24 protein-coding genes are annotated in these 26,717 nt (G+C 63.3%); 14 read left to right on the forward strand and 10 right to left on the reverse strand.

The genetic code is table 11. The features are described from left to right. Nucleotides 1–232 precede the first annotated feature (232 nt). The 7 genes from gcvH to queF all read left to right on the forward strand — a co-directional run bounded on the left by gcvH (nt 233) and on the right by queF (nt 7,491). The gene (gene gcvH / locus WLQ66_RS01650) at nt 233–595 is read left to right on the forward strand and encodes a glycine cleavage system protein GcvH (protein ID WP_340544561.1); all 363 of its coding nucleotides are present in this window, start codon (nt 233–235) and stop codon (nt 593–595) included. Nucleotides 596–737: 142 nt separating this feature from the next. Next, nucleotides 738–3,587: an aminomethyl-transferring glycine dehydrogenase gene (gene gcvP, locus WLQ66_RS01655; protein ID WP_340544562.1), complete on the forward strand. Its 2,850-nt coding sequence runs from the start codon at nt 738–740 to the stop codon at nt 3,585–3,587. A gap of 143 nt (nt 3,588–3,730) precedes the next feature. Continuing rightward, entirely contained in the window at nt 3,731–4,969 is a 1,239-nt protein-coding gene (locus WLQ66_RS01660; RefSeq protein WP_340544563.1) for an acyl-CoA dehydrogenase family protein, read from the forward strand. A 275-nt stretch (nt 4,970–5,244) separates the two neighbouring features. Next, nucleotides 5,245–5,943, forward strand: coding sequence for a 7-cyano-7-deazaguanine synthase QueC (queC, locus tag WLQ66_RS01665; protein WP_340544564.1), 699 nt, complete (start codon nt 5,245–5,247; stop codon nt 5,941–5,943). After that, nucleotides 5,943–6,296, forward strand: coding sequence for a 6-carboxytetrahydropterin synthase QueD (gene queD / locus WLQ66_RS01670; protein ID WP_260075073.1), 354 nt, complete (start codon nt 5,943–5,945; stop codon nt 6,294–6,296). The genes queC and queD overlap by 1 nt, the downstream gene beginning before the upstream one ends. After that, entirely contained in the window at nt 6,293–7,000 is a 708-nt protein-coding gene (gene queE, locus WLQ66_RS01675; protein ID WP_340546281.1) for a 7-carboxy-7-deazaguanine synthase QueE, read from the forward strand. Before queD ends, queE begins: the two co-directional genes overlap by 4 nt. Before the next feature lie 26 nt (nt 7,001–7,026). After that, nucleotides 7,027–7,491 (forward strand): preQ(1) synthase, encoded by a 465-nt coding sequence (queF, locus tag WLQ66_RS01680; protein WP_340544567.1) that lies wholly within the window; start codon nt 7,027–7,029, stop codon nt 7,489–7,491. 55 nt (nt 7,492–7,546) lie between these two features. Here queF and WLQ66_RS01685 read toward each other — a convergent pair whose 3' ends face one another. Together WLQ66_RS01685 and truA are read right to left on the reverse strand one after the other, a co-directional pair. Then, the gene (locus WLQ66_RS01685; RefSeq protein WP_340544569.1) at nt 7,547–8,218 is read right to left on the reverse strand and encodes a PAS domain-containing protein; all 672 of its coding nucleotides are present in this window, start codon (nt 8,216–8,218) and stop codon (nt 7,547–7,549) included. A gap of 172 nt (nt 8,219–8,390) precedes the next feature. Continuing rightward, on the reverse strand, nt 8,391–9,164 hold the full coding sequence (truA, locus tag WLQ66_RS01690) for a tRNA pseudouridine(38-40) synthase TruA (protein ID WP_340544571.1): 774 nt from the start codon (nt 9,162–9,164) through the stop codon (nt 8,391–8,393). A gap of 145 nt (nt 9,165–9,309) precedes the next feature. On the opposite strand from truA, the gene WLQ66_RS01695 reads away from it, so the two are divergent. Genes WLQ66_RS01695 through WLQ66_RS01705 form a run of 3 tightly spaced genes read left to right on the forward strand, consistent with a single transcriptional unit; the run spans nt 9,310 to nt 12,301 of the window. Then, entirely contained in the window at nt 9,310–10,725 is a 1,416-nt protein-coding gene (locus WLQ66_RS01695; RefSeq protein WP_340544573.1) for a YcjX family GTP-binding protein, read from the forward strand. Beyond that, the gene (locus WLQ66_RS01700; protein ID WP_340544574.1) at nt 10,722–11,267 is read left to right on the forward strand and encodes a GNAT family N-acetyltransferase; all 546 of its coding nucleotides are present in this window, start codon (nt 10,722–10,724) and stop codon (nt 11,265–11,267) included. Before WLQ66_RS01695 ends, WLQ66_RS01700 begins: the two co-directional genes overlap by 4 nt. Beyond that, complete coding sequence (locus tag WLQ66_RS01705; RefSeq protein WP_340544575.1) at nt 11,264–12,301, forward strand: YcjF family protein; 1,038 nt, start codon at nt 11,264–11,266, stop codon at nt 12,299–12,301. The genes WLQ66_RS01700 and WLQ66_RS01705 overlap by 4 nt, the downstream gene beginning before the upstream one ends. 107 nt (nt 12,302–12,408) lie before the next feature. Here WLQ66_RS01705 and WLQ66_RS01710 read toward each other — a convergent pair whose 3' ends face one another. Then, nucleotides 12,409–12,819: a group III truncated hemoglobin gene (locus WLQ66_RS01710; protein ID WP_340544577.1), complete on the reverse strand. Its 411-nt coding sequence runs from the start codon at nt 12,817–12,819 to the stop codon at nt 12,409–12,411. Between the two features lie 694 nt (nt 12,820–13,513). Here WLQ66_RS01710 and ileS point away from each other — a divergent pair. Next, nucleotides 13,514–16,477 carry an isoleucine--tRNA ligase gene (gene ileS, locus WLQ66_RS01715; RefSeq protein WP_340544579.1) on the forward strand — a complete coding sequence of 988 codons (2,964 nt, stop codon included), beginning with the start codon at nt 13,514–13,516 and terminating at the stop codon, nt 16,475–16,477. Between the two features lie 240 nt (nt 16,478–16,717). On the opposite strand, the gene WLQ66_RS01720 is transcribed toward ileS, so the two are convergent. Next, nucleotides 16,718–17,053: a hypothetical protein gene (locus WLQ66_RS01720; RefSeq protein ID WP_340544580.1), complete on the reverse strand. Its 336-nt coding sequence runs from the start codon at nt 17,051–17,053 to the stop codon at nt 16,718–16,720. Between the two features lie 235 nt (nt 17,054–17,288). Between WLQ66_RS01720 and WLQ66_RS01725 the strand changes: the two genes are divergently transcribed. Next, nucleotides 17,289–17,810: a methylated-DNA--[protein]-cysteine S-methyltransferase gene (locus WLQ66_RS01725; protein ID WP_374015374.1), complete on the forward strand. Its 522-nt coding sequence runs from the start codon at nt 17,289–17,291 to the stop codon at nt 17,808–17,810. 60 nt (nt 17,811–17,870) lie between these two features. Here the strand turns inward: WLQ66_RS01725 and WLQ66_RS01730 are convergent, their stop codons facing one another. The 5 genes from WLQ66_RS01730 to fsa form a co-directional block, all read right to left on the reverse strand. Then, nucleotides 17,871–18,566, reverse strand: coding sequence for a CDP-alcohol phosphatidyltransferase family protein (locus WLQ66_RS01730; protein WP_340544582.1), 696 nt, complete (start codon nt 18,564–18,566; stop codon nt 17,871–17,873). Nucleotides 18,567–18,735: 169 nt separating this feature from the next. Next, nucleotides 18,736–19,077 carry a hypothetical protein gene (locus tag WLQ66_RS01735; protein WP_340544583.1) on the reverse strand — a complete coding sequence of 114 codons (342 nt, stop codon included), beginning with the start codon at nt 19,075–19,077 and terminating at the stop codon, nt 18,736–18,738. Nucleotides 19,078–19,174: 97 nt separating this feature from the next. Beyond that, nucleotides 19,175–20,110, reverse strand: coding sequence for a tyrosine recombinase XerC (locus tag WLQ66_RS01740; RefSeq protein ID WP_340544585.1), 936 nt, complete (start codon nt 20,108–20,110; stop codon nt 19,175–19,177). Further along, nucleotides 20,107–20,814: a DUF484 family protein gene (locus WLQ66_RS01745; protein WP_340544586.1), complete on the reverse strand. Its 708-nt coding sequence runs from the start codon at nt 20,812–20,814 to the stop codon at nt 20,107–20,109. Before WLQ66_RS01745 ends, WLQ66_RS01740 begins: the two co-directional genes overlap by 4 nt. 233 nt (nt 20,815–21,047) lie before the next feature. Next, nucleotides 21,048–21,701, reverse strand: a complete 654-nt coding sequence (gene fsa, locus WLQ66_RS01750) for a fructose-6-phosphate aldolase (RefSeq protein ID WP_072505527.1) — start codon at nt 21,699–21,701, stop codon at nt 21,048–21,050. A gap of 192 nt (nt 21,702–21,893) precedes the next feature. Here fsa and WLQ66_RS01755 point away from each other — a divergent pair, with 192 nt between their 5' ends. After that, entirely contained in the window at nt 21,894–24,089 is a 2,196-nt protein-coding gene (locus tag WLQ66_RS01755; RefSeq protein ID WP_340544588.1) for a primosomal protein N', read from the forward strand. Between the two features lie 128 nt (nt 24,090–24,217). On the opposite strand, the gene WLQ66_RS01760 is transcribed toward WLQ66_RS01755, so the two are convergent. Continuing rightward, nucleotides 24,218–25,282, reverse strand: coding sequence for a YeeE/YedE family protein (locus WLQ66_RS01760; RefSeq protein WP_340544590.1), 1,065 nt, complete (start codon nt 25,280–25,282; stop codon nt 24,218–24,220). Between the two features lie 130 nt (nt 25,283–25,412). Here WLQ66_RS01760 and WLQ66_RS01765 point away from each other — a divergent pair, with 130 nt between their 5' ends. Beyond that, the gene (locus tag WLQ66_RS01765; protein WP_340544592.1) at nt 25,413–26,648 is read left to right on the forward strand and encodes an MFS transporter; all 1,236 of its coding nucleotides are present in this window, start codon (nt 25,413–25,415) and stop codon (nt 26,646–26,648) included. Nucleotides 26,649–26,717: the final 69 nt, after the last annotated feature.

Below are 26,717 nucleotides of genomic sequence, written 5' to 3' on the forward strand. Positions count from 1 at the left end.
GACCGGCCCTGAACTCATGGGATGGATCGGCATGACTGCTGAGACCAGGCAAATAGGAACGATACCGGCGCCAGTCGGGCTGGCCGGGGCAGTTCCCTGCGGGCGGTGCTTGGCTCCGGCGGCTCGTGCCATGCCCGTGATGCCGCAGATTTTGACACCCAAACCGCAGCCGTCCACCAGGGCGCGCTGCCATAAGCGCTGAGATCGGCGCGATCTCCAAAGGAAGAGACTGATGAAATACACCGAAGAACACGAATGGCTGCTGGCCGAGAGCGATGATCTGATCACGGTGGGCATCACAACCCACGCGGCAGAGCAGCTGGGCGATGTGGTCTTTGTGGAACTGCCCGAGGTCGGCACCGAAGTCTCCAAGGATGATGAAATCGTGGTCATCGAATCCGTAAAGGCAGCCTCCGATATCCTGGCGCCGCTGGACGGCGAGATCGTCGAGGTGAACGACGCCCTGATCGACAACCCCGGCAAGATCAACGAAGACCCTCAGGGCGACGCCTGGTTCTTTAAGATCAAGCCGTCCGATCTGTCCCCGATGGACGATTATATGGATGAAGCCGGCTACAAGGACTTCATCGGCTGATCCTTTCACCCCGCCTGCGCCCTTCCGCGCGGCGGGGTTTTTTGATCGCTGTTCCCGCACCTATCGCGGTGCCAATCCGCACCACCGGGCCAGCCCGCAGCATTCCGCTGCCTTAACCTCCTGTTGCTGAAGAGGGCGACACATGTCTTTTGAACCCACGGACTATCTGCCGTATGACTTTGCCAACCGCCGCCATATCGGCCCGTCTCCCGAAGAGATGGACGACATGCTTGCCGTGGTTGGCGCCGAGAGCCTGGATGCGCTGATTGACGAAACGGTGCCTGCCACCATCCGTCAGGCCGCCGCGCTGGAGTTTGGCCGTCCTCTGTCGGAACGCGAGCTGCTGCATCACATGCGTGAGGTCGCAGGCAAGAACGTTCTGAAAACCTCGCTGATCGGGCAGGGCTACCACGGCACCGTGACCCCGCCCGCCATTCAGCGCAACATCCTGGAAAACCCGGCCTGGTACACCGCCTACACGCCTTATCAGCCCGAAATCTCGCAGGGTCGTCTTGAGGCGCTGTTGAACTTCCAGACCATGATCTCGGATCTGACCGGTCTGGAAATCGCCAATGCCTCGCTTCTGGACGAGGCCACAGCCTGCGCTGAGGCAATGACCGTCGCGCAGCGGGTCGCCAAATCGAAGGCCAAGGCGTTTTTTGTCGACCGCGACTGTCACCCGCAGAACATTGCCGTGATCCAGACCCGCGCCGAGCCTCTGGGGATCGAGGTCATCGTCGGCAACCCTGACAAGCTGGAGGCGGATAAGGTCTTTGGCGCTATCTTCCAATACCCCGGCACCTACGGTCATGTGCGCGATTTCACCGACCACATCGCGCAGCTGCACGCGCATAAGGCCATCGGCATCGTTGCGGCCGACCCGCTGTCGCTGACCCTGCTGAAAGAGCCGGGCGCCATGGGTGCCGATATCGCTGTCGGCTCGACCCAGCGCTTTGGCGTGCCGGTGGGGGCAGGCGGCCCACATGCGGCCTATATGGCGACCAAGGATGCTTACAAACGCTCGATCCCCGGCCGGATTGTCGGTGTCTCGGTCGATGCGCATGGCAACCGCGCCTATCGCCTGTCGCTACAGACCCGTGAACAGCACATCCGCCGCGAAAAGGCGACCTCCAACGTCTGTACTGCACAGGCTCTGCTGGCGGTGATGGCGTCGATGTACGCGGTCTTCCACGGCCCCAAGGGGCTGAAAGCCATCGCGCAGCGCATCCATCGCAAGACCGTGCGTCTGGCCCGTGGACTGGAAAGGGCAGGGTTCAGCGTTGATCCCCGATCCTTCTTCGACACGATCACCGTTGATGTGGGGCCGCTGCAATCGGCGGTGCTGAAATCGGCGGTGGACGAGGGGCTGAACCTGCGCCGCGTTGGCGAAACCCGCGTTGGTATCACATTAGATGAGGTCACCCGTTCTGAGACCATCGAAGCGGTCTGGCGCGCCTTTGGCATTCGCCGCAAGGACGAAGACTTCACCCATGAATACCGCGTGCCGGAAAACATGCACCGCACGTCTGACTATCTGACGCATCCGATCTTCCACATGAACCGGGCCGAAACCGAGATGATGCGCTACATGCGCCGCCTCGCGGATCGTGATCTGGCGCTGGATCGGGCGATGATCCCGCTTGGCTCCTGCACGATGAAGCTCAATGCCGCCGCCGAGATGATGCCGCTCAGCTGGCCGGAGTTCGCCAATATCCACCCCTTTGCCCCTGCCGATCAGATGCAGGGCTATGCAGAGATGGTCAGCGATCTGTCCGAGAAACTGTGCCAGATCACCGGCTATGATGCGATCTCCATGCAGCCTAACTCGGGCGCGCAGGGGGAATACGCGGGCCTTCTGTCCATTGCGGCCTATCACCGTGCCAACGGTCAGGGCCACCGCAACATCTGTCTGATCCCGATGTCGGCCCATGGCACCAACCCGGCCTCCGCCCAGATGGTGGGGTGGAAGGTTGTCGTGGTGAAATCCGCAGAAAACGGCGATATCGACCTCGAGGATTTCCGCGAAAAGGCGGAGAAACACGCCGAAAACCTCGCAGGCTGCATGATCACCTATCCCTCGACCCACGGCGTGTTCGAGGAAACCGTGCATGAGGTCTGCAAAATTACCCATGATCACGGCGGTCAGGTTTATATCGACGGTGCCAATATGAACGCCATGGTGGGCCTGTCCCGTCCCGGCGATCTGGGCGGCGACGTGAGCCACCTGAACCTGCACAAGACCTTTGCCATTCCCCACGGTGGTGGTGGCCCCGGCATGGGACCGATTGGCGTGAAGGCGCATCTGCAACCGCATCTGCCCGGCCACCCGGAAACCGGCGGTCAGGAAGGGCCGGTCTCGGCTGCGCCTTTCGGGTCGGCCTCTATCCTGACCATCAGCTGGGCCTATTGCCTGATGATGGGTGGTGCGGGCCTGACGCAGGCGACAAAGGTGGCGATCCTCAACGCCAACTACATCGCCAAGCGCCTCGAAGGTGCCTATGACGTACTCTACAAGGGGCCGACAGGCCGCGTTGCGCATGAGTGTATTCTGGACACCCGCCCGTTTGAGGCCAGCGCGAACGTGACCGTGGACGATGTGGCCAAGCGACTGATCGACAGCGGTTTCCACGCACCCACCATGTCCTGGCCCGTCGCGGGCACCCTGATGGTCGAACCCACCGAGTCCGAGACCAAGGCCGAGCTGGACCGCTTCTGCGAGGCCATGCTGTCGATCCGCGAAGAAATCCGCGCGATTGAGGCAGGCGAAATGGATGCGGAGAATAACGCATTGAAAAACGCGCCTCACACGATGGAAGATCTCGTTAAGGACTGGGATCGCCCCTATTCCCGCGAACAGGGCTGCTTCCCTCCGGGCGCGTTCCGGGTCGACAAATACTGGCCGCCGGTCAACCGCGTCGACAATGCTTACGGTGACCGCCATCTGGTCTGCACCTGCCCACCGATGGAAGACTACGCCGAGGCGGCAGAGTAACCACTTGCGAAACGGGCCCTTCGGGGCCCGTTTTTCTGTCCTGCGATGCCTATCCATCTGTGACGTCCCGTCACGCGGCTGGACAGCGGCACAACCCCCGCGCCATGCTGCCGCCAAGGGAAACAACACGAAGAGGCGCCGGGATGGACATGAACTTGGGTATGCGCAGCGAAAACCGCGCGCTTCTGGATCGGGTGGCGGCGATGATCCGCGACGAGATCATGCCGATGGAGGCCGAGTATCACGCCGAGATCGGCAAGGGGGATCGCTGGCAGTACACCGATCGGCAGGCCGAGATCCTCGAAGGCCTGAAAGCCAAGGCCAAGGCCGACGGCCTGTGGAATTTCTGGCTCACCGACAGTGACAAGGGTTTTGGCCTCTCGACCGTCGAATATGCTTACTTTGCTGAGGAAATGGGAAAAACCCCGCTGGGGGCAGAGGTCTTCAACTGCTCCGCGCCCGACACCGGCAATATGGAAGTGTTTGAGCGCTACGGCACCGAGGCGATGAAACAGCAATGGCTGGCGCCGCTCCTTCAGGGCGAGATCCGCTCGGCCTATCTGATGACGGAGCCGGATGTCGCCAGCTCGGACGCCACCAATATTGCCATGTCCTGCCTGCGCGACGGAGATGACTATGTGCTGAACGGCGAAAAATGGTGGGCCTCAGGCGCAGGGGATCCGCGCTGCAAGGTCTATATCGTCATGGTGCGTACCGGCGGCGACGAGCTGCCCAAACACAAGCGCCAGTCGATGATCGTGGTGCCTGCGGATGCACCGGGGATCGAGGTGCTGCGCCCGATGGAGGTCTACGGTCACGATGACGCCCCCCACGGCCATATGCATATCCGCTTCTCAGACGTGCGTGTGCCTGCTGAAAACATGCTGCTGGGCGAGGGGCGCGGATTTGAAATCGCGCAGGGCCGTCTTGGGCCGGGGCGCATTCACCATTGTATGCGCGCCATCGGCCAGGCCGAAAGCGCGCTGGAACAGCTCTGCCGCCGCTCGCTGCGCCGCGAGGCCTTTGGCAAGCCGCTGGCCCAGCTTGGCGCCAACTACGATATCATCGCCGAATGCCGGATGGAGATCGAAATGGCCCGGCTCCTCTGTCTCAAGGCGGCATGGTACATGGATCAGGGCGATGCACGCGCCGCAGCACCCTGGATCAGCCAGATCAAGGTGGTTGCCCCCCGTGTCGCGTTGAAGGTGATCGACGAGGCGGTGCAGATGCACGGAGGGCAGGGCATCAGCCAGGACACGCCGCTGGCGCAGGCCTGGACCCATGTGCGCACCCTGCGCCTCGCCGATGGGCCGGATGCGGTGCACCGCAGGCAGGTCGCCCGCGCCGAGCTGAAAGCCTACAGTCAGGAGAATCTGGGTTAACGCTTGCCCCCCCAATCCGGGCTGAGCGGCGAGGCTCCGACCAAAAAAATAGGCCTCCAGAAATAGTCAGGCGCGCTCCCGGTGGAGGGCGCCTTTCTCATGTTAAGCCCAATGCGTTGAAAGAATGAGATTTCACCGCGTGAACTGGTCAGATCATCGGCTGATCTGACGTCGCGGAAAAATACTGTGGATATCTTGCCGTAGTTAACGGCAGTCGCTATACGCACGCCTTTCCGGTCGCAGCCTACCCGGATATCAAAACAAGGACTGAAAACTTGAAAACACTTGTCATCTGCTCGGGCGGATTGGATTCGGTATCCCTCGCCTATGTACTCGCTGCCAAAGGGCAGCTGTCGCGCCTGGTCTCGTTCGACTACGGACAGCGCCACCGCAAGGAACTCGACTATGCTGCCGCCTGCGCAGAGCGGCTCGGGGTTCCCCACGAGATAATTGATATGCGTTCCATCGGCGCGGCACTCAGCGGCTCTGCCCTGACAGACGATATTGATGTGCCGGACGGACACTACGCCGAAGATACCATGAAGGTTACGGTGGTGCCCAACCGCAATGCCATCATGCTAACCATTGCCTACGGGATTGCCGCCGCCAAGGGCGACACGGCTGTGGCAACGGCGGTGCATGGCGGCGATCACTTCATTTACCCGGACTGCCGCCCGGCCTTCACCGATGCTTTTGACGCGATGCAGCGCATGGCGCTGGACGGCTATGCCGATGTGGCGCTGGTGACACCGTTCGTGCATCGCTCCAAAGGCGACATCGTCACCGCAGGTGCGGCGGTGAACACGCCCTTTGCCGAGACCTGGTCCTGCTACAAGGGTGGCGAACATCATTGCGGGCGCTGCGGCACCTGCGTTGAACGCCGTGAGGCCTTCGATCTGGCAGGCGTTGAGGATCCGACAGTCTACGCGGACCCCGATTTCTGGCGCACAGCCATCAAGGAAGGGGCCGCCTGATGTTCCGCATTACCAAGGAGTTCCACTTCTCCGCTTCACATCAGCTGACCCATCTGCCAGCCGATCACCAATGCGCGCGGCTGCATGGGCATAATTACATCGTCGTGGTCGAACTGGCCGGCGCCAAGCTGAACAGCGACGGTTTTGTCCGCGATTATCACGAGCTGGCACCGCTGAAGAATTACATCGACGGCAGCTTTGATCATCGCCATCTGAACGATGTGATGGACGGCCCCTCGACCGCCGAGAACATGGCCCGTCATTTCTACGAATGGTGTGTCGCGCGCTGGCCCGAAACCGCTGCGGTGCGGGTATCGGAGACCCCGAAAACATGGGCCGAGTACCGACCATGAGCCTGCGCATTGCCGAAATCTTCGGACCCACGATCCAGGGAGAAGGCGCCCTGATCGGGGAGCCGACCGTCTTTGTCCGCACTGGCGGCTGCGATTACCGATGCAGCTGGTGCGACAGTCTCCACGCGGTTGACAGCAAATACCGCGAGACCTGGATCCCGATGACCACCAGCGATGTCTGGGCAGAGGTCACGCAGCTCAGCGGCGGTCAGCCGCTGACCGTCTCGCTCTCGGGTGGCAACCCGGCCATTCAGGACTTTGCCGAGCTGATCGCACGGGGAAAGGCCGAGGGCTATCGCTTTGCCTGCGAGACGCAGGGCTCGATCAACCAGCCCTGGTTTGCCCAGCTGGACACGCTGGTGCTCAGCCCGAAACCACCCTCCAGCGGCCATAAGGTGGATTGGCAGAAATTTGACCACTGCCTTCAGGCTGCAAAGGGGTGCGGGCAAACCGTGGTAAAGATCGTGATCTTCGACGACCGGGATTATGACTGGGCGCGGGCCGTTGCAAAACGCCTGCCGGACCTGCCGCTCTACCTGCAACCCGGCAACCCGGAGGTGGACCCGGATAAACCGGTGGACCTGACCGCCGCCACGGAACGTCTGCAATGGCTGATTGAAAAGGTAACCGGAGACCGCTGGTTTACCCCCCGTGTGCTGCCACAGCTTCATGTGCTGGTCTGGGGCAACAAACGCGGTGTCTAGGCCGAGAGACCTGAGGAGAAAAGAAGATGAGTGACGATATCTACAAGGATCTGAAACAGCTGGGCGGCGCGACCGTAATGCCCAGCAACCCCGACGAAGCAGAGCTGGAGCGGGTGCAGAACCCGCAGGCCGACGTCGCCTACAACGTGCGCTTCACCGCGCCGGAGTTCACATCACTCTGCCCGATGACCGGCCAGCCCGATTTTGCCCATCTGGTCATCGACTACGTGCCGGGCAAATGGCTGGTCGAGAGCAAATCGCTCAAGCTGTTTCTGGGCTCCTTCCGCAACCACGGCGCCTTCCACGAAGATTGCACCGTGTCCATTGCGCGTCGGCTGGCCGATTACCTTGAGCCGCAGTGGCTGCGGATCGGCGGCTATTGGTACCCGCGTGGCGGCATTCCGATTGATGTCTTCTGGCAGACCGGACCGCTGCCGGAGGGAGTCTGGATCCCGGATCAGGGCGTGCCGCCCTATCGCGGTCGCGGCTGAAAACGTCGCTCTGGCCGTCAGCCGACGGCCTGATCACTGAATGCGGGCCGGGTCGTCAGGCCTGACTCGCCCGCGGTCCCAGCAACGGATCGCGGGCCATGGCGGCGGCATCGACATCCTGCGGTTCCGCTCCCAGAAGATTGCCGCGACGGCGATTGAAGTAGAGATCAATCCGGCTGTAGAGCGTGTTGCGGCGCATCTCCAGACAGCGCATCAGCGCCTTGCGGGCATAGTCCAGCAGCTCATCTTTCTGATCCTGAAGGCCAATCACTTCCTCGGCCCGGTTCGATCCACCATCGGCGGCTCTCTCTGCCTCAGCTTGCGGCGCGCCAGCATCCTCGCGGTTGGCCGTCGGCGGCGGTGATGATGACAGCTGCGGCGACAGCGGAAAGTGACAGCCCAGCAGGACCACATTGCCCGGTGAAACGGTGATCGGGTCGATATAGGTCAGACATTCAAAGGGCTCGCCCTCGGCATTGTAGTTCCACAGCGTTTGCGACCCGCGTCTGCACATATCGCGGGCGTGTTTCAGCAGGCTCACCGAACTTTCCTGAACCGCAGGGCCCTGGAACAGCGGGCACGGCCGGTCGATCACATCCTGCGCCCGGTAGCCCGTTGCCTGTTCAAAGGCCCGGTTGACAAAAACCAGCTCCAGCTCCTCGGCTTCGGGATTGATCAGCGACAGCGGCAACGTGGAATGCCGCAGCAAAGTACCAAGAAGTTCCATCTCTTTTTCCACGTCATCACCCACCGATTAAGCATATGATCTGTGACGAAACGCGTAACCGAACGGTTGGTTCCCGTAGGGCGCCAAAAAAACTGAAAAAATATGCCGCCCTCCGCAACAGCGGATCGCCGCTGCCGTGAAAGGTGATTTCTGAAACTATTACAGCAGTTTGTCAGGTTGCGGAGAAGGGGTCGTCAGGATATCCGACCCGCGCAAGATAGAGCCCATGCCCCGGGCAGACCGGTCCACAGGCGGCCCTGTCCGTCGCCTCAAGCGCAGATTTCACATCCTCAGGCGCCCAGGCTCCGGCGCCGACCCGCTCCAGCGTGCCGACAAAACTGCGCACCTGATTGTGCAGGAACGACCGCGCCCGCACATGGAAATGGATCTCCGGCCCCGAAAAGCCCTGAACCCGTTCGACGCGCAGCTCGTCCAGCGTCTTGAGCGGGCTGGCCGCCTGGCAGATTGAGGAGCGAAACGTGGTGAAATCATGCTGGCCGATCAGATGGTGCGCGGCCTCCTGCATGGCGTCTGCATCCAGATCATGGCTCAGCTGCCAGACCTGTCCGGCGTCATGGGTGGCAGGCGCGCGGCGGATCAGGATGCGGAACAGATACTGCCGCTCAATGGCCGAGAACCGCGCGTGCCAATCGTCGTCCACACGGGCGCAATCCACAATCGCCACGGGGGCAGGCTTCAGATGGTAATTCAGCGCCTCGGACAGGCGGAAGGGATCCCAGTCCTTTTCCATGTCGCAATGGGCCACCTGACCCAGACCATGCACCCCGGTATCGGTGCGGCCTGCTGCGGCAATGGTATGGGGGCCGGGTTCGAGCCGCGCAAGCGCATCCTCGATCGCCCCCTGAACCGAGGGCTGATCCTTCTGGCGCTGCCACCCGGCAAAGGGTGCGCCGTGATATTCGACTTTCAAAGCAAAACGCGGCATGAGCGGGCAAGTAACGCGGCAATCGCGGCGGCACAAGTCCCGGATGGCGGCCTGCCGGGGTGGTATCATACCCGGTCAGCCCTTATCTTGATCAAATCGAACAAGGATCCGACCCCGCAAAGGGTCGGCAAGACGGGGCAAACCTTTGGGATTATCATCACTGGCAGACGGGGTCTTGCGCAGCGTCGAAGGGGCGGGCGCCGCCCTTTCGGAGAGCCTGTTTGAACCGTCGATCCGCCTTGGCGTCACGGGTCTTGCCCGCGCCGGCAAGACCGTGTTCATCACCTCACTGGTGGCCAACCTGATGAACCGGGGGCGGATGGTGCAGCTCTCGGCGGTGCGCGAAGGGCGGGTCGAGACGGCGTTTCTGCAACCCCAGCCCGATGATACCGTGCCCCGATTTGACTACGAAAACCATCTTGGCGCCCTGACCGGGCCGCGCCCCTTCTGGCCCGACAGCACGCGGGCCGTCTCTGAACTGCGCCTCAGTCTGAAGGTGCAGCCAAACGGTCTGCTGTCGGGCTTTCAGGGACCACGCACCCTGCATCTGGACATCGTCGATTATCCCGGTGAATGGCTCCTGGATCTGGCGCTGCTGGACAAGACATACGCCCAGTGGTGCGATGAGGTGCTGACCCGCATCCGCAGTCGGTCGCAGGCGGCGGCGTTTCTGGATCTGGCGCAGAAGGTTGACGCCACAGCTCCCCATGACGAACCGCTGGCGCAGGATCTGGCCGCGGCCTTTGCCGCCTATCTGCAGGCGGCCCGTGCCGCCGGCTACTATGACTGCACACCGGGGCGCTTCCTGTTGCCGGGGGATCTGGCCGGGTCGCCGGTGCTGACCTTCGCGCCGGTCCCGCTTTGCGATAGCGCCCCGCGCCGGTCGCTTCACCGCGAGATGGAACGCCGGTTTGAGGCCTATAAGTCAAAGGTCGTGAAACCCTTCTTTCGCGATCATTTCGCCCGCATCGACCGGCAGGTGGTGCTGGTCGATGCCCTCAGCGCCATCCATTCCGGCCCCCGCGCGGTCGAGGATCTGCGCCACGCGATGACTGATATCCTTGCCGCCTTCCGTCCCGGTCGCAACGGGTTTCTGCGCCAGATCCTGCGCGGCAAGCGGGTGGAAAAGATCCTGTTCGCGGCGACCAAGGCCGATCACCTGCATCACCAGCAGCATCCGCAGCTGACCGCCATCATCGAGGCGCTGACCCGCGATGCCCGCGACCGGGCCCGCTTCGCCGGGGCCGAGACGGCGGCGCTGTCGCTTGCCGCCCTGCGCGCCACGACGGAGGAGCTGCGCCATCACAACGGGATCGAGCTGCCCTGCGTGCGTGGCACGCTTCTGGACAGCGGCAAGCCTGCGGCCTTTTATCCCGGCGCATTGCCGCAGGATCCCTCGCATCTGCTGACCCCAGCCCGGCAGGGCGCCGAGACCTGGCTCGACGGCGATTATCAGGCCATGGCCTTCGCCCCGGCTCCGCTGACCCTGCGTCCGGGCGACGGCCCACCTCACATCCGCCTCGACCGGGCGGCAGAATTCCTGATCGGAGACCGCCTTTGACCTGTGTCGCACAGTCTGATCCACCGCCCGCGCTGCGCCCGGCCCGCAGCACTGACGCAGGCAAGATTGCCGAAATCCTGCACGGGTTCGAAGTCGACACGCCATGGATGCCCAAACGCCATACCGGTGCCGAGGCGATTGGCTTCTGCGGGATCATGATTGATCGCGGCTGGGTCACCGTGGTGCAGATCGGCGGCCGGATCGAAGGCTTTCTGGCGCGGGACGGCGCCACGATCTGTGCGCTCTACATCCGGCAGCGCGCACGCGGGCAGGGGCTGGGACGCCTGCTGCTGGACTATGCCAAATCGGTGCAGTCGCCGCTGCAGCTCTGGACCCATCAGGCCAATGAGGGGGCGCAGCGGTTCTACCGGCGCGAAGGCTTCGGGGAGCAGTCTCGCAGCGATGGGGCCACCAATGATGAGCGCCTGCCGGATATCCAGTATCTCTGGCCGACGCCGCAGCCCGCCGCTGGTCCCCGACCGGCGGCGCAGGCCCGGCCGTCCGCCACATCACCGTCCGCCACGTCAAAGGACAGAGCATGACCCGCAAGGACGCCGTTCTTTTTGACCTCTCCGACAGCGCCACGGCAGATGCCGCACCGGATGTGGCCGCCGCACCACCGGTGCCCGATCTGGATGGCGCCAGCAGCAACCTGCCACAACCCGCGCTGGCACAGGCGGCGGAGCTGGCCAGCCGTCGCCCCTCCCGGCTGGCGCGCTGGTTCTGGGCCTGTCTGACGGCCCTCATCGGTGCCGTCATCTCCGTCGCGGCCTGGGATTTCACCACCGGGCTGATCGACCGCCTGCCGCTTCTGGGATGGGCCATCAGCGCAGGCTTTGCTATCGCCCTGCTGCTGGCGCTACTGATGGGTCTGCGCGAACTGGCCGCGCTGTCGCGCCTGCGCCGGGTCGAAAGCCTGCGCGCTGCGCAGCCCCTACTGGCGGCGGATGCCCGGACCGCTGATGCCACCGCCGATCTCAAGGCTGCGCGCAGCTATGTCTCCGGGCTGGAACGGTTTTATCGCGGCCGCAAGGATCTCGCCTGGGGGCTGGCCCGGCTCAGCGAGCGCAAGGCCGATATCATGGATGCCGACGCGCTGCTGCAACTGGCCGAGGCGGAGCTGCTGGCGCCGCTGGATGCCCGCGCCCTGCGCGTTGTCGAAGGTGGCGCACGTCAGGTCGCCACGGTCACCGCACTGGTGCCGCTGGCGCTGGCCGATGTGGTGACCGCGCTTGTGACCTCATTGCGGATGATCCGCCGCATTGCCGATATCTACGGCGGGCGGTCCGGTTTTCTCGGCTCCTGGCGGCTCACCCGCGCTGTGCTGTCCCATCTGGTCGCCACCGGCGCCGTGGCCGTTGGCGATGACCTGCTGGAGCCGGTGCTGGGCGGATCGTTGTTGTCGAAACTCTCGCGCCGCTTTGGCGAAGGGCTGGTGAACGGCGCGCTCTCCGCCCGCGTCGGTATCGCCGCGATGGAGGTCTGCCGCCCGATGGCCTTCTCAAAGGCGCAGAAGCCAAGCACCCGCAAGGTCATCCAGCGCGCCCTGACCGGCCTGTTCTCCAAGGATCAATAGGCAGTCCTGAGGCTCATGCGCAGCATGAGCCACGCCCAAGGCTGCCAGGTGGCTCTGGCTCCGCCGGAGCGCCGCCGCAGAGGCGGGAGAGCCGCCGTCCTCCGGGATCAGAACAGCTTCGGTGGCGCATCTTTGGGCTGGCGCATGGCGACGATCCCGGTGCGAAATCCCTCGCCAATCCGATCCGCCAGCGCGCCCCATTGCAGCGCTGTCCGTTCCGGCAGCTCCGCCTGCAACACCTCGTGAAACAGCCCCAGCCAGAGCGGGAAATGCTCCGCCTTCACATCCGGCCTGCTGACATGCACCCGCATCGGATTGCCGCTATAGCATTTCTCCCGCAGGATCGCATTGCGCCAGAACCGGCTGATCTTCTCCTCATGCTCGGGCCAATCCTCGACATGGGCGGCAAACACCGGGCCGAGCACCGCATGGGTCCGCACGCGGGAATAAAACACATCCACCACATGAGCGATCTGCTCTGCGGTGATGTCAAAACGTGCAAGCGCGGTCTGGGTCATGTCAAAAGCCACCTTTCCATCCCGTCGCTACACCAGAGCACGCCGCCGGTACAGCCGCCCGGACACAGGCTGCGACCAATTGTGCGGCGAGCTGGTGTGGCGTATCTCGGTTAAGAGCCGTCGGGCACGTCGTCGTAGGTTTCGCCCCATGCCTCCAACGCATCTCTGCACCGCTCATAGTCGGATCAGATCTGCCCGACAGCTGCAAAAGCGCGACCAGAGTTTCTAGGAGAAGCAATGCCCAGACGGGCGATAGGGCGAAAGCATAGCCCACAAGAGGGGTGCGGTTCGTCCACGGGCGATGTCGTGAGCGATTGCCCTGCACAGGGATGGCAAGCCATGCCAGCAAAACAAGCGCGGTAAACCCCGCAACAGCGAGAAATGCAGACACTGATACTGCGCGAAGAGAAGCGAAACCGTGATGGGACCAGTTGCTGACATCTGTTCACTGTTCAATGATATTTTGTAGATGCCGCTACCATCGCGCACGGTTATCCGCGTGCCACCGCTATCTGCCGCTTTACCCGCCTGCCGCTCCTGCCTATAAGGCCCTCATGTCCCATGTTGCGGCCATCATTATTCGAATTATATCCCCGGCGCTCTGACCACGTGAGCCGCCGGGCAAAGGTGCTTGAGCCATCGCACCGAACCGAATATCCCAAAATACGACCAGATCATCCAAAGGACGCTGCACATGTGTGCCGACACGCCTCAGACGCCTGAGTACAAAGACACCCTCAATCTGCCCAAAACCGATTTCCCGATGCGCGCGGGCCTGCCCAAGCGTGAGCCGGGCTGGCTGGAGCGTTGGGCGCAGATTGGCGTCTATGACAAACTTCGCGAAAAGGCCGCCGCGGCCAAGGGCACCGATGCCGAGCGCAAGCCCTTCACCCTCCATGACGGCCCCCCTTACGCCAACGGTCACTTGCATATCGGCCACGCGCTGAACAAGACGATCAAGGACATGATCGTCCGCTCGCACCAGATGATGGGCTTTGACGCGCGCTACGTGCCGGGCTGGGATTGCCACGGCCTGCCGATCGAATGGAAGATCGAAGAGCAGTACCGCAAGAAGGGCAAGAACAAGGACGAGGTGAACGTCGTCGATTTCCGTCAGGAATGCCGCAAGTTCGCCGAAGGCTGGATTGATATCCAGCGCGAGGAATTCAAACGCCTTGGCATCACCGGCAACTGGGCTGATCCCTATATCACCATGGATTTCCACGCCGAAGCGGTGATCGCGGATGAATTCATGAAGTTCCTGATGAACGGCACGCTCTATCAGGGCTCCAAGCCCGTGATGTGGTCGCCGGTTGAGAAAACCGCGCTGGCCGAGGCCGAGATCGAGTATCACGACCATAAATCGCACACCATCTGGGTGCCGTTCAGTGTTGATAGACAGGGCTATGACCCAAGATCTCCTGAGCGGCACGAAACAGTAGATCTGCTTGAAGCTCGCGTCGTCATTTGGACCACCACCCCCTGGACGATCCCGTCGAACAAGGCCGTCGCCTTCAATCCGAAGGTCGCTTACGGCCTCTATCGTGTGGACGCCACCGAAGAGGAAAGCTGGACCAACCCCGGTGATCTCTATCTCTTTGCAAACGCGCTGGCCGCAGACGCGCTGGAGAAATCCCGCGTGACCGAATTCACCAAGGTCCGCGATGTTGAGGCCTCCGAATTCGATGGCCTGACCCTGAACCATCCGTTCAAAGGCATCGAGGGCGCGAACGGCTTCTGGGATTATGACGTGCCGATGATCGACGGCGATCATGTCACCGATGATGCAGGCACCGGCTTTGTCCACACCGCGCCCAGCCATGGTGCGGATGACTATGAGTGTTTCGTCGCGCGCAACTGGATCGACCGGATGACCCACAACGTGGGCGAGGAATCCGAATTCCTGTCGCATGTGCCGTTCTTTGCCGGGCTTCAGATCTTTGACAAGAAGGGCAAGGAAGGCAAGGCCAACACCGCCGTGATCGCCAAGCTGGTCGAGGCCGGCGGCATCATCGCCCGTGGCCGCATCACCCACAGCTACCCGCATTCCTGGCGCTCCAAGGCACCGATCGTGTTCCGCAACACCCCGCAGTGGTTTGCCTCCGTGGACCGCGAGCTGGACGACGGCATGGGCGAGATGGGCGATACCATCCGCACCCGCGCGCTGAATTCCATCGACCAGCTGGTGCACTGGACCCCGCAGACCGGCCGGAACCGCCTCTATTCGATGATCGAAAGCCGCCCGGACTGGGTGCTGTCGCGCCAGCGCGCCTGGGGCGTGCCGCTCACCTGCTTCGTGAAGAAGGACGTGCTGCCGACAGATCCCGATTTCCTCCTGCGCAATGACCAGCTGAACACCCGCATCGTGGCCGCGTTTGAGGAACATGGCGCCGATATCTGGTACACGGATGGCTTCAAGGAGAAGATGCTCGACGGCATCGCGAACCCTGAGGATTACGATCAGGTCTTTGACGTGCTCGACGTCTGGTTCGACAGTGGCTCCACCCACGCCTTTGTGCTGCGCGACCGCGAGGACGGCACCGAGGACGGTATCGCGGACGTCTATATGGAAGGCACCGACCAGCATCGCGGCTGGTTCCACTCCTCGCTGTTGCAGGCCTGCGGTACCAAGGGCCGCGCGCCCTATCGCAACGTGGTCACCCATGGATTCACGCTGGACGAGAAGGGCAACAAGATGTCCAAATCGCTCGGCAACACCATTGTGCCCGAGAAGATCGTCCAGCAGTATGGCGCCGATATCCTGCGTCTCTGGGTGGCACAGACCGACTACACCGCCGACCAGCGGATCGGGGCGGAAATCCTCAAAGGTGTCGCCGACAGCTATCGCCGCCTGCGCAATACCATGCGCTACATGCTCGGCAGCCTTGCGGATTTCTCCGAAGATCAGCGCGTGGATCCGGCCGATATGCCCGAGCTGGAACAATGGGTTCTGCACCGTCTGGCCGAGCTGGATCACAAGGTCCGCACCGGCTATCAGGCCTTTGATTTCCAAGGTGTGTTCTCGGCGGTGTTCAACTTTGCCACCGTGGATCTGTCGGCCTTCTATTTCGATATCCGCAAGGACGCGCTCTACTGTGACGGCGACACGCTGAACGCCCGTGCGGCCCGCACGGTGCTGGATATCCTGTTCCACCGGCTGACCACATGGCTGGCCCCGATCCTGGTCTTCACCATGGAAGAGGTCTGGCTGGAGCGGTTCCCCGGCGATGACAGCTCGCTGCATCTTCAGGATATCCCGACAACCCCGGCCGATTGGCTGAATGAGCCGCTGGCTGCGAAATGGGCCAAGGTCCGTCAGGCCCGCCGCGTCGTTACCGCCGCCCTTGAGGTGCAGCGCGTCGACAAGGTGATCGGCGCCTCATTGGAGGCCGCGCCGGTGGTGCATGTGCGCGACGCCGAGGTTCTGGCGGCGCTGAAATCGGTCAATTTCGCCGATGTTTGCATCACCTCCGATATCGTGCTCAGCGGTGATCCGGCCCCGGCCGAAGCCTTCCGCATGCCCGAGGTGGACGGCGTGTCGGTGGTGTTCGAGAAGGCCGATGGTGATAAGTGCCAGCGCTGCTGGAAAATCCTGCCGGATGTGGGCAACCACAGCCATGCGGGCGTCTGCGGCCGCTGTGATGCGGCGCTTGGCTGAGCCGCGCTAAGACTGGGCGCGGGCGGGTTTGATGTCCGCCCGTCTCGCCTGCGGTGATCACAGATCCCGTCAGGGATCTGCGCGCCGCCCGCTCCTAGATGGGGCGGGCGGCGCGCTTTGGACGTCCGCGACAGGGGCCCCTGTCAACAAACGCCGGGGGTTTCTATGAAATCTCTTTGTGCTGCTGTTCCGCAGTCGGCGCGGCGGACCGTGGCTTGCCGGGTGAACCTCCCGGATGCCTCAGCCGATCACCCGCTGGGCGGCACGATACTGGTTCTGGGCGATCACCTCGCTGACCGGAAGCGGCCCTGCGTGGTAGCCCGACTGCAGATCCTGCAGTTTCTGTTGAACCACTGAACGTAGATACTGGGTGCCTGCCATCATGCTTGCTCCTTCGCTCGGTCCGGTCAACGCTGCCTGTGTCGATGTGGCTGCCGCTTTCTTGGCGACCGATGCGACACTCTCCAGCCCACCCGTTTGCTCACCGGGCTGGCCCGCCTGCGCGGCCTGCTGCCCATTCATATGTCCGCTCAGCATACGGTACACGCTGACATTTGATTGACCGGTGATCTGCATGGTGACTGACCTTCTTAACAACTTGAGACCCATCTTTACTAAAATTTGGCGAAATTGCATGCGCTCCTGTGGGTAGCCGACAGCGCCGAAGGCATAGGTTCCTATCCAAAAGGTTAGGATCCTGACGGCCCCGGATCGGGCATTGCCTTGACGGCGGGGGCTATCGCGCAGAGAGTCGGCGGATGGGATCAGCAGCCCCTGGTGCTGCGATCCGGGCGGCCAGCGACGTTGAGGCATGCCGCCGCAACAAAAAGGGATTATCGTGACCGGGCAGCTCACTGCAACCGCGACACAGCATATCGCTCAGGCCGGTCTCGACACGCCGGTCGGCTGGCTTTGTGTGACCGAGCGGGACGGGGCCATTGTCCGGCTGGACTGGTCAACGGCGCCCGCCGGAGCGTCGGCTTCGGCGCTGACGGAGCGGGCGCTTGCCCAGCTGCGCGCCTATTTTGCCCATGAGCTGACGGAATTCGACCTGCCGCTGGCGGTGGCGGGCAGCGATTTTCAGCGCCGGGTCTGTGCTGCCATGTTGGCGATTCCGCTGGGGGAGACCCGCACCTATGGTGAAATCGCGCGGGAGCTTGGCGCCGCCGCGCAGCCGGTGGGCAATGCCTGCGGAGCCAATCCGATCCCGGTGATCATCCCCTGCCACCGGGTTCTGGGCGCGGGCGGACTGGGCGGGTTTTCCGGTGCGGGCGGTGTGGAAACAAAGGTGGCCCTGCTGCGCCACGAAGGCGCGGCCGGCCTGCTGATCTGACCACCGCGGTCATTTTTTGCAAATATCGCAGGGCGGCATGCCCCCGTCAGCGGCTGAGGCTCAGGCCTCGCGCTCCGGCACGATCTGCTGCGCGATACCGACAAAGATCAGATAGATCGACGTCAGCACCAGCCCCCAATGTGCCCAGCTCTGCGGGTGGAAATCCACCCAGGCGGCCCAGCCGGCAAAGAAGGTCCAGGCCAGCGCCACCGGCAGCGACACCTTGCGCCAGCGTTCGGTGCGGACCGGGTGAATGAACTTCAGCGGCAGGAACATGGCAATCGCCAGGAGGGTGACCAGAACCAGGCTGGTCCAATGGCTCGGCTCCAGCGCAAAGATGACCAGCACCAGCATGTTCCAGCATCCCGGAAAACCGGAAAAGGAGTTGTCCTTGGTCTTCATCCGGGTGTCGGCAAAATACAAGGCACTGGCAAAGGTGATCACGATCAGCGCCATCCAGCCGGTCCAGCCTGCCATCAGGCCGGATTTGAACAGGGCAAAGGCCGGAATGAACACATAGGTGAGATAGTCGATGATCAGATCGAGCAGCACGCCGTCAAACTCCGGCGCATAGCGTTTCACCTCATAGTGGCGGGCCAGCGGCCCATCAATACCATCCACGGCAAAGGCCACGACGAGCCAGACAAACATCAGGCTCCACTTGGCATCAGCCGCAGCCAGCATGGCGAGGATTGCAAACACCGCACCGGTGGCGGTGAGCAGGTGAACGGAGAGGGCGCGAAACTGAGGTGTCATCTGCCCCTGATGGCGAATTTCCCGTTATCTCGCAAGTGGTCAATGGGAAAACGCTGCATCCATAGGCGGAAATTCAGGCCTTTGGTGTCCTCGGTGCCACCTGCTGCCACGGATCGGTTCGGCGTCCATCGCTGGCTGGCGTCCTGCTGTCGCGGCACCGCAATTGGCGTCACTCGTGGTCCGGGTTTTCCATCAGCGCCTTGCGAAACAGCGTCTCGGTCAGATTGCGGCTGTCCACCAGCTGCGGGTAGGCACTGGCCTCCGATGGTCCGGGGCTGGCGATATATTCGCCACGGGCGGCTTTCCCGGCGCGGTAGGCGGCCCATTCCTGATCGGAGATCTGGCGGTCGCCATCGCTGTCCAGATCCGCCAGCAGCTGTTCATAGAACTGGCTGAAATCCACATCACCGATATCGGAGGTCGTGGCATGGGCGGCACTGCGGTTTGCGGGATTATGCGGCGCGCCAAGCGGTGCGCTTTCGGAGGTATGGCTTTGGGATACGATACTCATCACTGGGGATCCTTCTGGATTTGACGCCAGTAATTTCTCCCATGGCCGTTACCGCGGGGTTAAGGCTGCTTACGCAGATGCACCTTTTGCGCAGGTCTTACGCTTTGGGGTGGGCGCGGTTGTAGACATCCATCAAATGTGCCGTATCTACGGCCGTATAGGCCTGTGTTGTCGACAGCGAGGCATGGCCCAGCAGTTCCTGAATCGCACGCAGATCGCCACCGGCCTCCAGCAGATGGGTGGCAAAGCTGTGGCGCAGCGCATGTGGCGTGGCACTGGCAGGCAGACCCAGCTGCGCGCGGGCCTGTGCCATGGCGCTGCGGATGATACGTGCGTTCAGCGCGCCGCCGCGTACCCCGCGAAACAGCGGTGCCGCGCGCTCCTGCGGATGCGGGCAAAGCCGCAGATAGCGATCCACCGCATCCCGCGCCACCGGCAATACCGGCACGATCCGCTCCTTGCCGCCCTTGCCGGTGATCCGCAGCACCGCAGGCAGCGGCGCGTCTGCACCTGTCAGACCCAGCGCCTCCGAAATCCGCAGCCCGCAACCATAAAGCAGCGTCACCACCGCCACATCGCGGGCGGCGACCCAATCGGTGGTGGATTGATGTTCCACGGTCTCGATCACCGCGCGGGCGGCCTCCTGCGCCAGTGGGCGGGGCAGTTTCTTCTGGAATTTCGGACTGCGGGCGGACAGCACGGCGGTGGGTTCAAACCCCTGCCGTTCAGCCAGCCAGGTGTAGAAACTCTTGACCGCCGAGAGCTTGCGCGCCAGTGACCGTGCCCCGGTCCCGGTGGCGCGGGTGGCCGCCATCCAGGCGCGCATGTCGCCGGTGGAAATCTCCGCCAGCGCCCCCAGTCCCTGCGGGCCACCAAAATGCTGTGTCATGAAGGCGATGAATTCGACCACATCGCCGCGATAGGCGGTGATGGTATTCGCCGCCGCCCCCTGTAGCGCCGCCAGACCGGCCAGCCAGTGTTCCAGCGCATCGCGGCAGGCCGGAGAGATCAGCACTGTGGCCGCTGGCGTCACGACAGCCAGTGGCGCATCGAGCGCTCAAAAACGCCGGCAAAAAACGCCAGCAGGTCAGTACCATGCTGCGGGGTGAACTGGTGCGGATCCTCGGCTCCCAGCACCAGCAGGCCGGGCAGGCGGCCTGCGCCCAGTTCCAGTTTCAGACAGGCCTCCGAGCGGATGAACTCGGCCTTTGCCCCATGGGTGCGGGGATTGCCGGATTGCATCTGGCGCAGCGTGACCTGACGGTCCGGCCCGCTCCGCTGCGGGTTGATATACTGTTCGACAAACCCCGGCTCGACCACTTTCAGCACCTGATCCATGCGCTGCACGGCGGCATCCTGTTCCGGCTGCGGCGATTCCAGCACCAGCGTGATCGAATCCACTCGCAGGATTTCCGCCAGCTCACCGCCAAGATTGCCGAGGTAGCTTTCAAAATCCGTCGGATCCAGCAGGCGCAGGACGGCACGGTGGATCTGATTGGTCCCGGCAAGGTTCTCATAAGCCGCCGCAATCACCGACCGATGGGTGTCCTCCAGCCGGTCCAGCCGGGCCTCCATCCGCTCCATCGCAATGCCGCGCAGGTCCACGATATTGGACCCCATCGCGCGCTCATTGGCGCTGACCAGCGCGCTCATCACGCTTTGGTCCTCCAACAGGGCGTCGGGTTTGGCCAGGATCGCCTGGCGCAGGGTGTCTTCCAGTTCTGCCGTCGTGCTCATGCTCTGCTCTTTTTGACCTCTGATGGGTTTTGCCGGTGTTATAACACGGGTTTCACGCAGGGGTGGCAAAATTTTGGACACCCTCTGCAAAACCCTGCCGATGGAACGCCTCAGATACCGGTCGCCCTGCGATCGCCCGCACAGGCCAGCGGCACAAAGAAAAAGGGGCCGCCCGTCAGGCCGCCCCTTGCTGTCTCTAACGTGTCGTGGCCGTCTATCGACGGTCCCCGGCCTTACAGGATCTTGATGTTCGCAGCCTTGATATCGGCGAGGAAGGCATCCAGGCCCTTGTCGGTCAGCGGATGGTTGATCATGCCCTTGATCACGGCGGGCGGTGCGGTGATCACATCGGCGCCGATGCGCGCGCTTTCCAGCACGTGGTTGGCGCTGCGGATGGAGGCCGCGAGGATCTCGGTCTCAAAGCCGTAGTTGTCATAGATGGTGCGGATATCCGCGATCAGATCCATGCCATCGAGGTTGATATCGTCCAGACGGCCGATGAAGGGCGAGATGAAGGTCGCGCCAGCCTTGGCCGCCAGCAGCGCCTGATTGGCCGAGAAGCACAGGGTCACATTCACCATATGGCCATCGTCGGTCAGGGTTTTGCAGGCCTTCAGACCGTCCCAGGTCAGCGGCACTTTCACAGCGATGTTTTCGGCGATCTCAACCAGCTTGCGGCCTTCGGCGATCATGGTCTCGGCATCTGTTGCGGTCACCTCGGCAGAGACCGGACCATCGACCAGATCACAGATTTCCTTGGTCACTTCGATGATGTCACGACCGGATTTCTTGATCAGCGAGGGGTTGGTGGTCACACCATCCACCATGCCCAGATCATTCAGCTCGGCAATGGCGTCGATTTCAGCGGTGTCTACGAAGAATTTCATCGGCTAGGGTCCTCTGGATGGGTTGGCCTTGATTGCGCTAGCCTTTACCTGATGGGGCGGGCTTTAAAAACCCCCCGTAACGCCCGGATCGAGCTGAGCAGCAGGCCCGGGCTCAGGCACCAAGGCCGGGGCAGAACCAGCAGGGCGGGGAAACACCCGGCCCCGGCGGATGGGCAGAAGAGGCAGAAACGCGTGCAGGAGCAGGCATTTTTTCACCAAGGCGACCGGGTTGGCGTCCTGACGACACAGCCGCTGGACCGCGTCCTTGACTATCGCGCGCCCGAGGGCGGCTGCCATCTCGGCGCCTATGTCGAGGTGCCGCTCGGCCCGCGCCGTGTGCTCGGGGTGATCTGGGGGCCGGGGGCGGGCGATTTCGATTCGGCCAAGCTGCGCCCGGTAAATAGGGTGCTGGATGTGGCCCCGATGCGCGATGAAATGCGCCAGTTCCTCGCCAAATCCGCCGATTACACGCTGACCCCGCTGCCCGCGATGCTGCGGCTTGCGACCCGCGCACCGGGCCTCTCGGATCCCGTTTCCATGCGCAAGGTGCTGCGCCCCACCGGCCAGATGCCCGACCGCATGACCGATGCCCGCGAACGGGTGCTCTCTGCGGTGGCGGAATACGGCGGCCTGGCCTTCACGGCGAAGGAACTCGCGGATCTTGCCGGGGTCACAACCTCGGTGGTCAAGGGGCTGGTGAAACAGGGCGCCCTGCGCGAAGAGGACGCGCCGCGTGATCTGCCCTATCCGCGCCTCGACCCGGACCTGCCCGGCAAGACCCTGACCGACGATCAGGCCGCCGCCGCCGCCACACTTGGCGAGGGGGTCGCCAGTGGCCGCTACGGCACCACACTGCTGAAGGGCGTCACCGGCTCCGGCAAGACCGAGGTTTATCTGGAGGCGGTCGCCGCAACCTTGCGCGCAGGGCGCCAGGCGCTGGTGCTCTTGCCGGAAATCGCCCTGACGGCAGAATTCCTGAAACGGGTCGAGCAGCGCTTTGGTGCGACGCCCGCCGAATGGCACTCGGGCGCGACGATGACCGAACGTCGCCGGGTCTGGCGCATGGTCGGGCAGGGCAAGGCGCAGCTGGTGATCGGCGCGCGCTCGGCGCTGTTTCTGCCCTATCAGAACCTCGGCCTCATCATTGTGGATGAGGAACATGACACCTCTTACAAACAGGACGAAGGGGTCTGTTATAATGCCCGCGACATGGCGGTGCTGCGCGCGGCCATGTGTTCGGCGCAGGTGGTGCTCGCGTCGGCCACGCCCTCGCTGGAGACCTGGGCCAATGCCGAGGCAGGCAAATACAGCCGTCTGGATCTCACCTCTCGTTTTGGCGCCTCGGTGCTGCCAGAGATGCGCGCGATCGACATGAGGGCGGAAAAACTGCCCGCCTCGACCTGGATCTCACCAACACTGAAACAGGCAATGACAGCCCGCATGGAACGCGGCGAACAATCGCTCCTGTTCCTCAACCGCCGTGGCTTTGCACCGGTCACCATCTGCCGCGCCTGCGGCGGCCATGTGACCTGCGACCACTGCGATTCCCGCATGGTCGAACACCGTTTCATGAAGCGGCTGATGTGCCACCAATGCGGCGAGACCAAACCCGTACCGGACGCCTGCCCGACCTGTCAGGTCGAGGGCAAAATGGCCCCCGTCGGCCCCGGTATCGAACGGCTGGGCGAAGAAACCGCCGCGCTGTTCCCAGAGGCCCGGATCGCGGTCCTGTCCTCCGATCTCTTTGCCTCCGCCCGCGCCCTGAAGCAACGGATCGAGGAGATCGCCGCAGGGGAGGCCGATATCATCCTCGGCACCCAACTGGTGGCCAAGGGGCATAACTTCCCGCTGCTCACACTGGTTGGCGTGATTGACGCGGATCTTGGCCTGCAAGGGTCGGATCTGCGCGCGGCGGAGCGAACGTTCCAGCTGATGCGGCAGGTCGCAGGGCGGGCCGGGCGCGCCGACAGGCCGGGCGAGGCGCTGATGCAGACCTTCCAGCCCGAACACCCGGTCATCCGCGCGATCCTCTCCGGCGATGAGGAAGCCTTCTGGAAGGCCGAAGCCGCCGAACGTCACGCCGCAGGCGTACCGCCTTATGGGCGGATGGCGGGCATCATCCTGTCGGGGCCGGATCTGCCTGCGGTGATGGATCTTGGCCTGACGCTGGCGCGCAATGACATGCCACTGCGCCAGATCGGCGCGCAGGTTTTTGGTCCGGCACCGGCGCCCATAGCGCGGATCCGCGGCCGCCACCGGGTGCGCCTGCTTGTGAAGGCCGACAAGGGGACGCCGCTACAGGATGCAATCGCCCGCTGGATTGGTCCGATACGTCTCAAGGCGGATCTGCGTCTCTCCGTCGATATCGACCCGCAGAATTTCTTCTGAGGAAACCCATGGGGGCGCTGCCCCCGGCCTGCGGCCTCCCCCGGGATATTTCCGGCCAGAAGATATCTGCGGCTTGTCATCTTCTGGCGTCAAATATCCCGGAGCGCGAGGCAGCGCCTCGCATGTGGTCAGGCCAGCGCCGACATCCGCCGCTGATCGGTCAGCACATCGGTCAGCACCGCCCCGACCCACATGGAAAACAGCGCAAGCCAGGCGGTGCCCGCAAAGATCGATCCGCCGGTGACACCCGCACCGATGGCGCAGCCACCCGCCAACATGCCGCCAAAGCCCATCAGGGCCGCGCCAATCATCGCCCGGCGCATCGTGGCAGCGTCGTCAAACGCCTGCAGGCGCATCTCTCCACCAACGGCAGCCGCCAGCATCGCGCCGCCAAAGACCCCTGCAACCAGCCCGATATCGAACTCCAGAACCGAGGCGCGATCGAGGAAAAACATCAGCATCCGTGCCGAGGGGCCGGTGAAGGTCGCGCTTTCGATCTGCACCGGATCAAAGGCCACCTGTGCCAGCGCCGAGGTCAGCGCCCAGCCAAGCGCCACCGCAAAGCCGACCCCTGAGGCAAAGATCAGCCGACCCGCGCCGATGTGGTTCTGTGCGGATAAACCCAACGCAAGGAGTGCCGTTAGCAGGCCAATGACCAGCCCGGACCACTCCGGCAGACCGGCTGCGGTCAGCAGATCCAGATTGCGCCCGCCAGAGGTGATCCACAGCCCGGCCAGATAATCCCTCAGGGGCGCCAGATGCCCGGAAAGGCTCATCTGGGCGGTCACGGCAAAGATCAGCCCCGACACCACCGAGCGCAGGTTTCCGCTCGCGGCCAGCACCAGCAGCCGACCCGAACAGCCCCGCGCCAGCACCATGCCGATGCCAAAGGTCAGCCCGCCGATGATGGCGCCGGACCAGCTGCCCGGCACCGCCATCATCCGCGCCTCATCGGTATCGATCCAGCCCAGCAGCCGACCGGCCTGCACCCAGACCAGCGCGGTCGAAAACGTCAGCAGCCAGACCGCTACCCGGTCTCCCATCCGGCCCCGGGCAAATTCCACGGTGGCGGCCCGCAGGCAGAACCGTGAGCGCTGCGCCGCCACGCCAAAGATGCCACCGGTCAAAGCCCCGAGCAGGGCCGCCGCGCCGGGTTCGCCAACCCATTCGACAAATCCGATAAATCCGTCCACCCGCAGCCACCTTTCATGAAATTCCGCTTTGTGAATATGATTTCCGATACACTCGTGCATTGATGCAGATCAGATGTGCGGGCGGCTTTTTTTCTCGCCAGCGGCGGCCGATCGGCGTAGAGCCGTGGGCATGTTCAAACCTGTCCCCACCGAAGCTGCGGCGTCCCTGCCGCTCTGGCGCCGCCCCACGACCTTGCTGTTTGTGATGGCGCTGACCATGCCGATTGCCTTCAACACCTGGAGCGCGCTGCTCAACAACTTTGTGATCGAGGCCGCGAATTTCGACGGGGCTGACATCGGCCTGCTGCATACGGTGCGCGAGATTCCGGGGTTTCTCGCCATCGGGGTGATCGCAGTGATCCTGTTTGTGCGCGAACAGGTGCTGGGGCTGGTCTCGTTGATGATGCTGGGGCTGGCGACCGCCGTCACGGCGTGGTTTCCCAGCCTTGGCGGGCTGCTGACCATCACGCTGCTCAGCTCGATCGGGTTTCATTACTATGAGACGGTGAATCAGTCGCTGCAGTTGCAATGGCTGCCCAAGCTGCGGGCGCCACAGATTCTGGGCTGGCTGGTGGCGGCGGGATCCGCGGCAACGCTGGTGGTCTACAGCCTGATTGCCCTGCTGTGGGAGCCGCTGGGCCTGACCTATAATATCGTCTTCCTGCTGGCGGGGGGCACCACCACCGCGATGGCGCTGTTCTGCCTGCTGGCCTATCCGCAGTTCGACGCGCCGCATCCGCAGACCAAACGCCTGATCCTGCGCCGCCGCTACTGGCTCTACTATGCGTTGCAGTTCATGGCCGGGGCGCGGCGGCAGATCTTTGTGGTTTTTGCCGGCTTCATGATGGTGGAGAAATTCGGCTTTGCCGTGCATGAGCTGACCAGCCTCTATCTGATCAACCTGGTGGTCAATATGATTGCGGCACCGCTGCTGGGGCGCGCTGTCGCCCGCTTCGGCGAGCGCCGCACGCTGATTTTTGAATACACCGGGCTGGCGTTGGTCTTTGCCGCCTATGGCGGGCTCTACTGGTTCAGCTGGGGCGTGGTTCTGGCGGGGGTGCTTTACGTTGTAGACCATATCCTGTTTGGGCTGGCGCTGGCGTTGAAGACCTATTTCCAGAAGATCGCCGACCCGTCAGATATTGCGCCAACCGCTGCGGTGGCCTTTACCATCAACCATATCGCCGCGGTGGTGCTGCCGGTGACGCTGGGGTTGCTCTGGGTGGTGTCTCCTGCTGCGGTCTTTGCGCTGGCGGCTGGGATGGCGATGATCTCGCTGATGCTGTCGCTGCTGATCCCGCGCCATCCCGAACCCGGCAATGAGACGATCTTTGCCAAGTGGCAGGGCACCGCCCCGGCAGAATGATACGCGCGGCCCGCGCCCCGGTCCCAAAGCGGGGCGGGCAGGGTCACGGCTCTTGACCTGCGCCGCCGA

This window comes from Phaeobacter sp. A36a-5a, from assembly GCF_037911135.1.
In the GTDB taxonomy this organism is placed as follows: Bacteria; Pseudomonadota; Alphaproteobacteria; order Rhodobacterales; family Rhodobacteraceae; genus Phaeobacter; species Phaeobacter bryozoorum.